The following is a 12,458-nucleotide window of genomic DNA, read 5'->3' on the forward strand; positions in this document are numbered from 1 at the left end:
TAACTTGAATAGTAACTTAATAAGTTACCAATTATTACCTTAACTTACATGCATTACAATCAAGTAGTTTACATTACTATAAAATGTAATGATTCCTTCTTTTATAATAACCTGCCTCTTTTTCTAATTTTATCTATTTCAGCTGTAGATATAGAATCTGTATGATCACTATGCCCCCGTATAAAGTTTAAAAGAACTTTTATCTCTTCATTCGTTAGACTTTCTGAAAACCCGGGCATTACATCATTATATTTTTCACCTTTCACTTCAATTTCTCCTGACATTCCAAAAAGTACTGTTTCTATAAGTTTCTTCTTGTTTGCAATGGTTTTCGTTCCACTCAGTGGAGGAACAAAATTTGGAATACCTTCTCCTCTGCTCATATGACAAGATGCACAGTTGTTTTGATAAAGAAGCTTTTCAGGTGATGACTGAACAAACATTTGAGTGGGTTCATCATCTTCAGTAAAGACTTTTAGATTCTTAAATTTTTTCTCCTCATAATTGTGTAATACCGAAATTTTAAGTATTCTATCATTACCTTCTTTTGGGACACTGTCATACATCCATTTGTATCTTGGAATATGCCAGTCCGAATTGCTAGTAATAACATATATATCACCCTTAGAAGAAACACATAGATCCCTAAGGCGACCAAATTGCTTCTGCAAGTATATTTTTTTGTCTAAAATTTTATCCCCTTCTTTATTTAGTTCAAAAAGCCAAAGGGCACATCCTTTTAAAGTTGTTTGCAATAAATGGTTTTTCCATTCTGGAATAGCTTTGTGATTGTAATAATCCAACCCAGCAGGAGCAATGGTAGGTGTCCAGGAGTAAAGAGGTTCAGTAATATTCAGTGAGTCACAGAAAGTCGTTTCAATATTTTTATCACAATATCCTTGTACATATGGCCACCCATAGTTGCCCATAGGTTTTATTAAGTTAATTTCATCATCGTTATCTGTACCATGTTCAGAGGAATAAATTTTACCATTAGCTATTACAAGTCCTTGTGGGTTTCGATGGCCCATAGAAAAGAAATAACTATTCGGAATAGGATTGTCTTTAGGAATACTTCCGTCAAGATTCATTCTAAGGACTTTCCCTGGTAGTCTTGATTTTGTTTGTGCATTTTTGGAATTTGCCGCATCACCCAATGCTAAATGAAGTTTGTTTTCCTCACTGATGCATAGCCTAGATCCATTGTGAGCTCTAAAAGCAGGAATATTTGATAAAACAGGTTTAGGATTAATAAGGGTGTCTTCGTTAAAGGAATATTCATATTGCATCACCTTAGATCTGAAATAATTAATGTTTCCACTAAAGTCTAGTTCGTCAATACTTGTTGAGTCAATATAGGTGTAATGCACGTATATGTGTGGAGTATTCTTAAAATCTGGATGCAAGACCATACCAAGTAGGCCAGGAGTACGCCCTCCTGAATAAATGTCTTGGATATTTAAAACTGTTTTAACTTTTCCATTAGATAAATCCATGCGCATTATTTTTCCTTTTCTTTCAGTAAACCAAAGATGTTCATCTGAACCCCACACAATTTCCCAAGGTTGATCTAAATCTCGTACAACCTCACTAACAAGTAACTGCGTATTATTTAATTGGAGTATGAATTTAGGCTTTTCGAAGGGGGCGCGATCAATATGTTCTGAATTTTTACAATTGGTTAATATGACGAAAAGAATTAGTAATAATTTTTTCATTTATAAGTTACTTTTTAATTAAAATGATATCGCCTAACCTTAAAAATTAGCTAATATTGATATTTGAAATAAATATTTGATTGTCAATAATTAAATTGGTTTGTTGCTAGAAAATAGTTGCTTGTGTAATTTTTTACAATTGTGTGTTATGGATCTTGGTGAGTTAACCTTTTTTAGCCTTCCACTTTTTCAGAATCTCTTTTTCTCGTTTCATAAAAGAGCGTTCACCACTTAAAATATTATCCCGTCTTTCTTGTGAAACAGCATCAGAATACCACCAATCTTTAGTTACGCTAACAGTATCTGATAACGAACGAAATGTGAGACCAGATTCTATAGATTTACGGGTATCTGTTTTAGACATGCCTGCGTATTTAGGTAATTGTATAACCCAGGGTTGTATTCCAATGATGCTATTCTCTTTTAAAAACACAAAATCATCAATTTGGATATAATTAATTGGGCAATTATAGCTGGCATGAATACCATGTACAAAGGCATTAGTTGTTAGTTCAAAACCAGGTCCAGCACCGTTGTAAATACCGGTAGTTTCATTTTCAACCAACCGTATCATCCACTCAGCTAAATCTCTTACGTCAATATATTGAACCACTTCGTCTTTAGTGCCTGGAATAATAAAATCGCCTCCTTTTTCTATTCTTGCTAACCAGTATGGAAAGCGGTCTGTAGGATCACCAGGTCCAACTATAAGATGAGGTCTTACTACAAAAGTTCTATCTGCTCCAAACGTCTTAATAGCAGCTAATTCTGAGGTAGCTTTCATAACACCATAACCGTAAGTTGGTTTTTCGTCTTCAGATGCATCCTCGGGTATTTCAGTTACCACATCACGGGTTTCAGAAAAGTCATCACCTAAAAATGGGTAATATACGCTTACCGAAGATGTATACATGTAATATTTTATATGATCTACAAGTAGCTTAGCAGCGTCCTCGGTCCACTTGGTTTTTCTGCCAGAATTATCAATAACAACATCCCAAGTTCTATTTTTTAGTGCATCTAAATTATCTTCTCTATCTCCAACTAATTGTTCAACTTTAGAGAAAAGTTCTGAGTATATTTTTGGTTTTGTCTTTCCTCTGGAAAAGATAGAAACCTCATGTCCTCTTTGAAGCGCATACGAAATTTGATGCGGCCCTAAAAAACTGGTGCCTCCAAGAATAAGGATTTTCAATTTTTTATTGCTTGGTTCAATATTGATTAATTGGTTAAACGGACTAGCATGTAACATAGATGATAACCCTAACATGGCACTGATACCTATAAACTCTCTTCTGCTTTTTTTCATTTGATTAATTTTGATGATGATTGATGAGACACGTATTTTTATTTAGTAATTGTTAAACAATGTAGTTAAAATTTATCATTAAATCAATCATGAAAAAATAATTCAAAATTGGTTAACCAATTTTAAAGAATTAACTATCTTGCAAGAAATTAACTAGTTAATTCTAAATATAATGGGGCAGGTTATAACATTTGGTGAGGTTTTAATGCGTATATCACCTAGAGGGAAAAAGAAATTTATTCAGTCTAATATGGTAGAATTCTTTTTTGGAGGAACCGAATTAAACGTTGGTATTTCAATCGCGAATTTTGGTGGTAAGGTGAAACATATTAGTGTAGTATCTGATGATTTTATTGGTGAAACGGCTATTGCCTATATCAATAAATTTGGAGTAAGTACGTCTTCAATAGCATTTTCAAAACGTCCTTTAGGAGTTTATTTTTTAGAAATAGGTGCGGTTATGCGTCCTAGTGCTATTTCGTATAACAGGTCGCATTCGTCTTTTTCAGAGATTAAACCACACATGGTTAATTGGGAAAAAGCGCTACGTAAAGGGGAGTGGTTTCATTGGACCGGAATTACACCGGCTTTATCTCAAGAAGCATTTAATATTTTAAAAGAAGGTTTAACGCTGGCCAGAGAAAAAGGAATGACCGTTTCTACGGATCCAACATACAGAAGTGGACTTTGGAAATATGGTAAAGATCCAAAAGAAGCCTTAGCAGAATTAATAAGCTTGTCAACCGTTTTTATAGGAGGAATTAATGAGATTAACGAGGTTCTTGGAACAAACTACTCTTATTCAAATGAAGATTTCATTGCCGCTTCCACAGATCTTATGGAAAAATTTCCTTCAATAGAAAAGGTTTTCGATAAGATTAGAACCTCATTGAATTCATCTTGGCACAAAATACGTGCGCGAATGTGGAACGGAAAAGAGTTTAGAGAAACCGAAGACCTAGATATCACCCATGTTGTTGACCGTATAGGTACCGGAGATGCATTTGCAGCAGGTTTAATTTACGGTTTGCAAAATTACGATGACTATAAAGCCATGGAATTTGGAAGCGCAGCATGCGCCTTAAAACACACTTATGAAGGCGATGTTAATTTGGCAACTGTAAAAGATGTTACGGCAATTTTAGAAGGAAATATTTCCGGAAGACTAAACCGTTAGTATATATTTTACTCTACAAGTTCCATCAACCCAAACATATCTGGTTGGTGGACATCCTTGATTTCAATATTTTCAACAGGATAAATAGTAGTGGTAGATCTATCTTCGCCTTCAATAGTATTACGATCTTGTCGTAAAGCTAAGAACATATATTTTGTGCCTTTTTCAATAGGATAGGCTCTGTCTAAGCCCCATAAAACATTATAAGGTATTTTAAATTCCATAGTCCATCCTTTGTCAGTATCAGAGTTGTCATTTATGGTGCCATCAATTTGCACACCAATATCATAATTGGGGTTGTACCATTTTGCCGCAAGGTTTTTGCCTTTTTCAAAATCATTCAAGAAAAGCACATCGTTTTTAACTTTGGTTACACTTACTTCCAAGGCAATATGGGCATTTAGAGGTTTAGGTGCAGGAATCAGGAATAATTCTGCACAGTCATCAAAATACGGGGCACCATCTCTTTTAGTTTCTCTAGCTACAATATGTGTGTCTTCACATTCAAAAAAGAGATATAGGTTTTCATCATCCCAAAGCATTCTATAAACGGTATTCTGATGCTCGTTTTTAGTTTCTGCCTGATAGAAATAATTTAATGAGCGGGCTTCGGCCTTTTTCCAAACAGTTTCATTCATGATGCCATCAATTACAATAGAATCTGTTGCTTTCAAAACTTTATAAGTTGGTCTTTCATTGGTATCGGCTTTTTGTTTGTTGCAGCTAAAAAAGCCAATAAATAATAAAGGTAAAAAGAGCTTGTGAAAGTTGTTCATAATTTAAAATTTGAGTTAACTAAAGTAACATATTAAAGCCTATAAGCCATACGTTTACATGATTTTTGTCATAGTTTTTTACGATGTAAAATCTTAAATTTAAGATACAAATATTAGAGTCATGAAACCAAAAAAGAATCCAAAATTAGAAATAGGGCGCAATAGTAGCTTATATTTTGCTATTGGTCTTAATTTGATGTTACTTCTTTCGTGGCAAATGTTAGAATTCAAAACCTACGAAAATGACGTAGTATCAATTGATGTATTAGAGGTAGTAAGTGAGTTTGAAGAAGAAATTCCTGTTTTAGATCAAGTAGCACTACCACCTCCACCGCCGCCACCTGCAGTTCTTCAAGAGAATCTGCAAATTGTTGAGGATGTTGAAGATGTTGAAGAAACTATTATTGAAAGTTCTGAAACAGATCAAAGTGATGCCATAGTCGAAGTTATTCATGTTGAAGATGTTGAGGTTGTAGAAATAGAAGAAGAAGTTGAAGTGGCTTTTGCTGTAATTGAAGATGTTCCGGTTTTTCCTGGATGTGAAGGTTTGTCTAAGTCCAAAAGTAAAGAGTGTTTCCAAAAAAAAATGCAAGAGCACGTTGTTAAACATTTTTCATATCCAGCGGCTGCCTTAGATTTAGGTATTCAAGGTAGAGTTTCCATTATTTTCACTATAGATACTCAAGGATATGTAGCTGGTATACGTTCTAGAGGACCAGATAAAATTTTAGAGAAAGAAGCTGAACGTATAATTGGATTATTGCCAAAAATGAGACCTGGCAAACAACGTGGTAAACCTGTTAAAGTATCCTATGCGGTTCCTATATTCTTCAAGTATCAAGAAGGTTAAGGTCTGTAAATAGAATTCTTTATATCAATGTGTGAACCAAGAGGTATTTATTTATCTCTTGGTTTTTTGTTTAAATATAGAATAGTTTACAATTCGTCATTAAAATTCTACGGTTCGGTCATTCCCTTTTTAAAAACCTTGGTTTATGCTAGATATTTGTTTCACAATTAAAAAACGAACAGTTATTAATCTAAATTTTTTAAAATGAAACATCTAATCATCATTGCAACACTATTAGTTACAGGAATTGTACAATCTCAAACTAATTACGAAAAAGGAATGCAAAAAGCATTTGAAATTTGGGGAAGTGGTAACCCAACTGAAGCTACTAATTTATTTGAAAGAATAGCCAATGCAGAAACAGATAATTGGTTGCCTCCGTATTACGCAGCTCAAGTTAATATAGTAAGTAGTTTTGGGGAGAAAGACAAAGACAAGCTAACCGCTCAACTAAAAAAAGCCCAAGACTTTTTAAATGATGCAACAGCCATTTCTAAAGACAACCCTGAAATTATGGTAATGCAGGCTCTGTTATATACGGCCTGGGTAGCCTATGATGGTGCTAATTATGGTATGACCATGTCTCCTAAAGTAGTAGAACTTTACACCAAAGCTAAGGCTATAGCGCCAGATAATCCTAGGGTAGTTTATAGCGAAGCGGAATGGAATATTGGTGGCGCACGATTTTTTGGTCAAGACACAACACCATTTTGTAAAGATTTAGAAAAAGCCAAAGAACTTTTTGCTAATTTTAAACCAGAAACACCATTTCATCCAAATTGGGGAAAAGAACGAGTAGATATGTTATTGCAATCTTGCGCTAAGTAATTAAATCTAATAATTAATAATTAAAATATAAAAATGAAGGACCTGGTTAAAAATATCATTATCTGTTTTTGTATAGGAATAGTTGTTTTTCTAATTGGGAACTTCCTTTATAACGGCTTTAATTTTGAAAGCACACAAGATTTCTTAGTTAGTTTTGCATTATATCAACTATTCTCTTTTGTTATAGGGTTTTCCAATATGTATTTTTTCGATTATATGAATAGTAGAAATTGGAAAAAGAATCAGATGGTTAAGCGTATTTTAATTGGAATCATTGGTGCCACTTTAATTACTTTAATTTGCCTTTTTGTTTTGAATTTGGTTGTGGCTTTTACCCTTAGAGGATTGTCCTTTCAAGAGTTTTTAGCTAATCAATCATTTAAGCAATATCAGTTTGGTTTGTGGATTACTTTGACAGCATTAATAATATTTCATTTTATATATTTCTATAATAAGTATCAGCAAAACAGGATAAAAGAACAAAAGGTAATTGCAGGTACAGCTAGTGCTAAATTTGATGCTTTAAAAAATCAATTAGACCCACATTTTCTGTTTAATAGTTTAAATGTGTTAACCAGTTTAATAGAAGAGCATCCAGAGAAGGCACAAGATTTTACCACGTCTCTATCTAAAGTTTACAGATACGTGTTGGAGCAGAAAAATAAAGAACTAGTATCTGTTGATGAGGAACTACAATTTGCAAAGACTTATATGTCATTGCTTAAAATGAGATTTGAAGATAGTATTGTTTTTACACTGCCTTCAAAAGCATCTAACCCTGAGAGTAAAGTGGTGCCTTTATCATTACAACTGCTGTTAGAAAATGCAGTGAAGCACAATATGGTAACCAGTAGCAAACCGTTGCATATTAGAATTTTTGAAGACAGTGGATACTTAGTAGTAGAAAACAACCTGCAGCCAAAGCAGATAGTAAAAAAGAGTAGTGGTGTTGGATTAAGTAATATCATGCAACGCTATGATTTATTAACAACAAGAAAAATAGATATCACAAAAGAAACAAGTAAGTTTTCGGTTGCTATACCAATGCTTACAAAACAAATATCAGTTATGAAACATCAATCATCAAAAGACATAGACGACAGTTATTTACGTGCAAGAGATCATGTAGAAGAACTTAAAGGGTTTTATTATAGCCTTATTTCATACGTATTCGTTATACCATTTTTAGCCTTTATAAACTATAAAACTTCATGGCACTTCCAGTGGTTTTGGTTTCCAATGTTTGGTTGGGGAATAGGGTTAGCAATTCAAGCTTTCAGAGTTTTTGTAAACGACGGCGCTTTTGGACGTAGTTGGGAAAAACGTAAGATTGAAGAATTCATGCAGCAAGAAGAAGAGGATACGCGATGGGATTAACAACAAGCATCATGAAAAATTTTAATAATGAAGAAAAATATATTAGCGCCAAAAAGCGTGTAGATGATATAAAAGCATTCTATACTCATCTAGTAGTATATGTTTTAATAAATATATTCATATCTTCTATAAAAATTACATTTAACATCAGAGGAGGAGAGTCTTTTTCTGAGGCATTCTTTGATTTTTCAACATTCGCCGTTTGGATGGCTTGGGGTATAGGTATAACATTTCATGGTTTTGCCGTATATAGCGAAAGTACCCTGTCTTTTAGACGATGGAAGGAGAAGAAACTACAGCAATTTTTAGATGAGGAAGAAGCCAATTTTATAGCAACTAATAATCAATTAGGTATAGAAAACCAAGAAGTAGATTTCTCCAAAAGAGAGGCTTATTTCCACGCTAAAAAGAAAGTAGATGATTTAATGGGTTTTTGTTGGCATGCTGTAGTTTATATTGTTGTTAACATATTCATTCTTTCTGTACTATATTTTGTAACCAACTTACCATTCACGGCTTGGTATACCTATGCTACACCTTTTTTCTGGGGCATTGGTTTAGGTATTCATGCTATCGCAGTTTTTGGTAAAAGTGTGGTATTCGGAAAAAAATGGGAACAACGTAAGATAAAAGATTTTATGCGTAAAGAAGAACAACGTAACCATTGGAACTAAGTATTATGAAACGAATAGATTATAAATCCGGACAAGGAGATTTTAGAAAAGAAGAAGCTTATATTAGAGCTCAAAAAAGAATAAAAGAACTTAAAGGCTTTTATTGGCATGCCTTCTGGTATGTTGCCGTGAACATATTTATTATTATAATGATAGGCAGAGGTTCTGGCTGGAATATTTGGCACTTTGGCACCTTTGCAACACCATTATTTTGGGGTATAGGATTAGGATTTCACGCTTTGGGCGTATTCGGTAAGAATTTGTTTTTTAGCAAATCTTGGGAAGACCGAAAGGTGAAAGAATTTATGGAAGAAGAAAATAGAAGACAAAAATTTCAATAACCATGGAGCAAGATAAAAACAAGGGTTATTTTAAAGCTAAGGAGAAGGTTAGACATATTAAGATGTTCTATTACCATTTAGTGTTATTTATTGTGGTGTTAATTCTGTTGTCAATTAATTTTTTGTATTTAGATGAGAATAATCCGTACTCCGAATTTTTCATATTGTTTAATTCAATTATCATAGTAGTGTGGACAGTTGTTATCATCCTTCATGGTAGATGGGCGCTAAAAGGTAAGAGTATATTTAAGAAAGGCTGGGAAGACCAAAAAATGAAAGAATATTTAGAAAAAGAGGAAGAAGAAACAACCCTTTGGGAGTAGTTGTCATTGTGAGGAGTGAAACGACGTAACAATCTACTGCATTTGAAGAAGAGATTCTTACGCTTTTTCCAAAAGCTCAGAATGACGACTTCAAAGTGTTTTCTTTTAATCAACAATATTAATATGTACATTTAATTAGGTAGTGTAAAAAATGAGAGTAATAATAATAGAAGACGAAAAACCATCAGCAAGACGATTACAACGTATGTTGGATAAATTGGGAATTGAAGCCGAAACAATGTTGCACTCCGTAGAGGAGTCTATCCAGTGGTTTCAAGAAAATAAACATCCAGATTTAATCTTTTTAGATATTCAATTAAGTGATGGTTTATCGTTTGAAATTTTTGAAACTGTAAATATAAAGTCGGCAATTATATTTACCACCGCGTATGATGAGTATGCGCTACAAGCGTTTAAACTTAACAGTATAGATTATTTATTAAAGCCGATAGATTCTGAAGAACTTAAAAGTGCAGTAGAACAGTTTCAAGAGAATTCACCAGAAAAGCAAGCTGTCACTCTAGATTTTTCAGATATAAAAAAACTATTGGTAAATCCTATTGATAGAGAATACAAAAAACGGTTTTCAGTAAAAGTAGGGCAACATTTAAAACTGATTAATGTAGATGAAATAGAATGTTTTTATTCTGAGAATAAAGGGACCTACTTGCATACTTCTGAGGGTAGAAACTATTTGCTAGATAAAACTCTAGAACAACTAGAGGACGAATTAGAACCACACACGTTTTTCCGCATAAACCGTAAATTCTTCGTAAATATTAATGCCATAAAAGATATGGTAAGTTATACCAATTCACGTCTACAAATAAAACTAAATTCTTATAATGAACAAGACGTTATTGTAGCTAGAGAACGAGTTAAAGATTTTAAAACTTGGTTAGAGTAATTTTTAGGATAGAATAAATGTGACTGTTTTTCTTATATAGTAAGTAATTCTACTATTCTAATATTTCTAATTGCGCTATTATTTGTTCTTCAGTTATAGGATAGTCTTTGTTCTTTCTCAAGGTTTGATAAACATCTTCAAAGACATTCATATAACTTGCTTTTTTTGCAGCTATTTTTTCTTGTTTTTTTAACCCGTTCGGTGCAATCGTGGTTAATATTCCTTCGCTCTCAGGCATTTCCACGCCATATTTTAAATTGTTAGGTTGTATTCCTACTTTTAATTGATCTTCCTGAACATCAGTGCGTTGCTTTTTATAGGTTCCTAATGCACCCTGAATTACAAAAGCAGGTTGCGGATCGGCAACCAATAAACTGATAGTTACAAAAACCTGTAAATTATTAGGATATAGTAAATGAATATGGACATAATCAACTACTTGAGTATTAGTACGAACAAATGAAGGGTGTTTAGACCATTTTAAAGGAAGACCAAACAATGCAATTATTGCATCTATTGTATGTGCCCCTAAATTAAATTGAACACCATTTCCTGGTAAAGCCTTTTCTTTCCAACTGTTTTCAATTATGGAGTTGCTATATCTATCATAACGAAAATGAACCTCAATCAAATCGCCTAACTTACCTGATTCGATGACTTCTTTAACAGAGAGATAATCACTGTCATATCTTCTGTTTTGATAAGGCAGTGCCAACACTTTGTTCTTTTTAGCCTCTTCAAATAGTTGTTTTGCTTGTGAAGAAGTAGTAGCAAAAGGTTTGTCAATCAATACATGTTTTTTTGCCTTAATAGCTTTTAATGCATATTCAAAATGTGTGTTATTTGGGGTGTTTATAATAATAAGTTGAATAGAATCATCTAATAAAATTTCATCAACTGAATTATAACTTTTTATATGTGGAAAATCTAAATGTGCCTTTTTTTTAGTTCGCTCTACTATACCTATAAGTTCAAATTCTGGGTGGTCTTGAAGAAATGGTGCATGAAATAGTTTACCAGACATTCCATAAGATAATATTCCTGTTTTAATTGTAGTATTCACGGTTTTATAATCAAGTTTTATTTAGCTATTTGATCCAAAACCCAATTTGTTCTAGCTCCTGAAACTCCTGTGCTTGGGCATTTTCCTTTTCCTTGTAGGTCATTCACAATAGTTTGAATAAGTATCTCTTGGATGTATTTAGGAACTTCAAATTCAAATTTCTTAACGGGTTTATTCTCCATTTTCAGAGTAACGTGATGATCTCCCCAAAAAGGAAATGATATTTCACCCTTACTGCCTATTATTGTTGTCATTTCATATTGAGAAGCCTTACTAGTATTAAAAGCCCACAAGCCTTTTCCTATAATCCCATTTTTAAATTTAAAAACACCAACAGTGATATCATCAGCTTTATACGTTTTTGATTGATTTTCAGAAAACCCACTTGCTTCTGTGATAGGGCCAAAAAGTAAATCAAGTGCATCTAATTGATGTGACGCTAGGTCATAGAAATAACCACCACCTGCAACTTCAGGGTCAACTCGCCAATTATTAACGTGATGATGGGTTCCAACAATGTCATTCTCAATTGTCATTTGTACGGCTATATCAACACTTCTAATATCTCCAATAGCACCTGTATCAATTAGTTCTTTTACTTTAAGGATATTTGGTAATGTTCTGCGGTAATAAGCAACATATAACGGAACATTTGCTTTCTTACATGCCTCTACCATTGATAGGCATTCTTTATGTGAACGTGCCATTGGCTTTTCTACATAAACAGGTTTTCCAAGAGCCGCTGCTTTCAATGTATATTCAGCATGCGTTTCAGGTGGCGTTGCAATATATATAGCGTTTACCTCAGGATCATTCAGTAAATCATCGGCATTATTATACCACTTTTTAACACCATGACGACTGGCAAAATCCTTTGCTTTTTCAGAATTTCTTCTCATAACCGCCTTAACACTTGAATTAGGTGTTTGTATAAGTGGTGGTCCACTTTTTGTTTCGCAAACATCACCTACCCCAATAATTCCCCAACAAACTTCCTCCATAATTTTTTGTGTCATTTTTAGAAAGATTTTATCACTGATTTGTTTCAGCCTAATAGTCTTATGGGTATAAATCGTATTGTATATTGTTTATATCCAATGTTAAACGAATTTACC

The 12,458-nt window shown here is 33.4% G+C and carries 13 protein-coding genes; 8 read left to right on the forward strand and 5 right to left on the reverse strand.

What is annotated here, in order from left to right; translation table 11 throughout:
* Nucleotides 1-101: 101 nt before the first annotated feature.
* Nucleotides 102-1,718: a PQQ-dependent sugar dehydrogenase gene (locus tag FUA22_RS04525; protein WP_147766627.1), complete on the reverse strand. Its 1,617-nt coding sequence runs from the start codon at nucleotides 1,716-1,718 to the stop codon at nucleotides 102-104.
* A gap of 163 nt (nucleotides 1,719-1,881) precedes the next feature.
* Nucleotides 1,882-3,027: an NAD-dependent epimerase/dehydratase family protein gene (locus FUA22_RS04530; RefSeq protein WP_147766628.1), complete on the reverse strand. Its 1,146-nt coding sequence runs from the start codon at nucleotides 3,025-3,027 to the stop codon at nucleotides 1,882-1,884.
* A 172-nt stretch (nucleotides 3,028-3,199) separates the two neighbouring features.
* On the opposite strand from FUA22_RS04530, the gene FUA22_RS04535 reads away from it, so the two are divergent.
* Nucleotides 3,200-4,204 (forward strand): sugar kinase, encoded by a 1,005-nt coding sequence (locus FUA22_RS04535; protein ID WP_147766629.1) that lies wholly within the window; start codon nucleotides 3,200-3,202, stop codon nucleotides 4,202-4,204.
* 8 nt (nucleotides 4,205-4,212) lie between these two features.
* Here the strand turns inward: FUA22_RS04535 and FUA22_RS04540 are convergent, their stop codons facing one another.
* Entirely contained in the window at nucleotides 4,213-4,980 is a 768-nt protein-coding gene (locus tag FUA22_RS04540) for a carbohydrate-binding family 9-like protein (protein WP_147766630.1), read from the reverse strand.
* A 121-nt stretch (nucleotides 4,981-5,101) separates the two neighbouring features.
* On the opposite strand from FUA22_RS04540, the gene FUA22_RS04545 reads away from it, so the two are divergent.
* From FUA22_RS04545 to FUA22_RS04575, 7 genes are all read left to right on the forward strand, one after another.
* The gene (locus tag FUA22_RS04545; protein WP_147766631.1) at nucleotides 5,102-5,830 is read left to right on the forward strand and encodes an energy transducer TonB; all 729 of its coding nucleotides are present in this window, start codon (nucleotides 5,102-5,104) and stop codon (nucleotides 5,828-5,830) included.
* Between the two features lie 204 nt (nucleotides 5,831-6,034).
* Nucleotides 6,035-6,658, forward strand: a complete 624-nt coding sequence (locus tag FUA22_RS04550; protein ID WP_147766632.1) for a hypothetical protein — start codon at nucleotides 6,035-6,037, stop codon at nucleotides 6,656-6,658.
* 33 nt (nucleotides 6,659-6,691) lie between these two features.
* Nucleotides 6,692-8,035 carry a histidine kinase gene (locus FUA22_RS04555; protein ID WP_147766633.1) on the forward strand — a complete coding sequence of 448 codons (1,344 nt, stop codon included), beginning with the start codon at nucleotides 6,692-6,694 and terminating at the stop codon, nucleotides 8,033-8,035.
* 11 nt (nucleotides 8,036-8,046) lie between these two features.
* Entirely contained in the window at nucleotides 8,047-8,709 is a 663-nt protein-coding gene (locus tag FUA22_RS04560; protein WP_241664751.1) for a 2TM domain-containing protein, read from the forward strand.
* 5 nt (nucleotides 8,710-8,714) lie between these two features.
* Entirely contained in the window at nucleotides 8,715-9,050 is a 336-nt protein-coding gene (locus FUA22_RS04565; RefSeq protein ID WP_147766635.1) for a 2TM domain-containing protein, read from the forward strand.
* 2 nt (nucleotides 9,051-9,052) lie between these two features.
* Complete coding sequence (locus FUA22_RS04570; RefSeq protein WP_147766636.1) at nucleotides 9,053-9,373, forward strand: 2TM domain-containing protein; 321 nt, start codon at nucleotides 9,053-9,055, stop codon at nucleotides 9,371-9,373.
* 151 nt (nucleotides 9,374-9,524) lie between these two features.
* Complete coding sequence (locus FUA22_RS04575) at nucleotides 9,525-10,280, forward strand: LytR/AlgR family response regulator transcription factor (protein WP_147766637.1); 756 nt, start codon at nucleotides 9,525-9,527, stop codon at nucleotides 10,278-10,280.
* A gap of 52 nt (nucleotides 10,281-10,332) precedes the next feature.
* Here FUA22_RS04575 and FUA22_RS04580 read toward each other — a convergent pair whose 3' ends face one another.
* Together FUA22_RS04580 and FUA22_RS04585 are read right to left on the reverse strand one after the other, a co-directional pair.
* A complete protein-coding gene (locus FUA22_RS04580; protein WP_147766638.1) occupies nucleotides 10,333-11,343 on the reverse strand; it encodes a Gfo/Idh/MocA family oxidoreductase in 1,011 nt (336 codons plus the stop codon).
* Nucleotides 11,344-11,360: 17 nt separating this feature from the next.
* Entirely contained in the window at nucleotides 11,361-12,359 is a 999-nt protein-coding gene (locus FUA22_RS04585) for a Gfo/Idh/MocA family protein (RefSeq protein ID WP_147766639.1), read from the reverse strand.
* Between the last annotated feature and the right edge of the window lie 99 nt (nucleotides 12,360-12,458).

It is taken from the genome of Seonamhaeicola maritimus (assembly GCF_008056315.1).
Classification (GTDB): domain Bacteria; phylum Bacteroidota; class Bacteroidia; order Flavobacteriales; family Flavobacteriaceae; genus Seonamhaeicola; species Seonamhaeicola maritimus.

What these genes read in the sequence shown, in the direction of transcription:
- FUA22_RS04550 (WP_147766632.1), top strand. Translation starts at nt 6,035, where the DNA reads ATGAAACATCTAATCATCATTGCAACACTATTAGTTACAGGAATTGTA.
- FUA22_RS04560 (WP_241664751.1), top strand. Translation starts at nt 8,047, where the DNA reads ATGAAAAATTTTAATAATGAAGAAAAATATATTAGCGCCAAAAAGCGT.
- FUA22_RS04585 (WP_147766639.1), bottom strand. Translation starts at nt 12,359, where the DNA reads ATGACACAAAAAATTATGGAGGAAGTTTGTTGGGGAATTATTGGGGTA.
- FUA22_RS04535 (WP_147766629.1), top strand. Translation starts at nt 3,200, where the DNA reads ATGGGGCAGGTTATAACATTTGGTGAGGTTTTAATGCGTATATCACCT.
- FUA22_RS04525 (WP_147766627.1), bottom strand. Translation starts at nt 1,718, where the DNA reads ATGAAAAAATTATTACTAATTCTTTTCGTCATATTAACCAATTGTAAA.
- FUA22_RS04540 (WP_147766630.1), bottom strand. Translation starts at nt 4,980, where the DNA reads ATGAACAACTTTCACAAGCTCTTTTTACCTTTATTATTTATTGGCTTT.
- FUA22_RS04575 (WP_147766637.1), top strand. Translation starts at nt 9,525, where the DNA reads ATGAGAGTAATAATAATAGAAGACGAAAAACCATCAGCAAGACGATTA.
- FUA22_RS04545 (WP_147766631.1), top strand. Translation starts at nt 5,102, where the DNA reads ATGAAACCAAAAAAGAATCCAAAATTAGAAATAGGGCGCAATAGTAGC.
- FUA22_RS04530 (WP_147766628.1), bottom strand. Translation starts at nt 3,027, where the DNA reads ATGAAAAAAAGCAGAAGAGAGTTTATAGGTATCAGTGCCATGTTAGGG.
- FUA22_RS04565 (WP_147766635.1), top strand. Translation starts at nt 8,715, where the DNA reads ATGAAACGAATAGATTATAAATCCGGACAAGGAGATTTTAGAAAAGAA.
- FUA22_RS04555 (WP_147766633.1), top strand. Translation starts at nt 6,692, where the DNA reads ATGAAGGACCTGGTTAAAAATATCATTATCTGTTTTTGTATAGGAATA.
- FUA22_RS04570 (WP_147766636.1), top strand. Translation starts at nt 9,053, where the DNA reads ATGGAGCAAGATAAAAACAAGGGTTATTTTAAAGCTAAGGAGAAGGTT.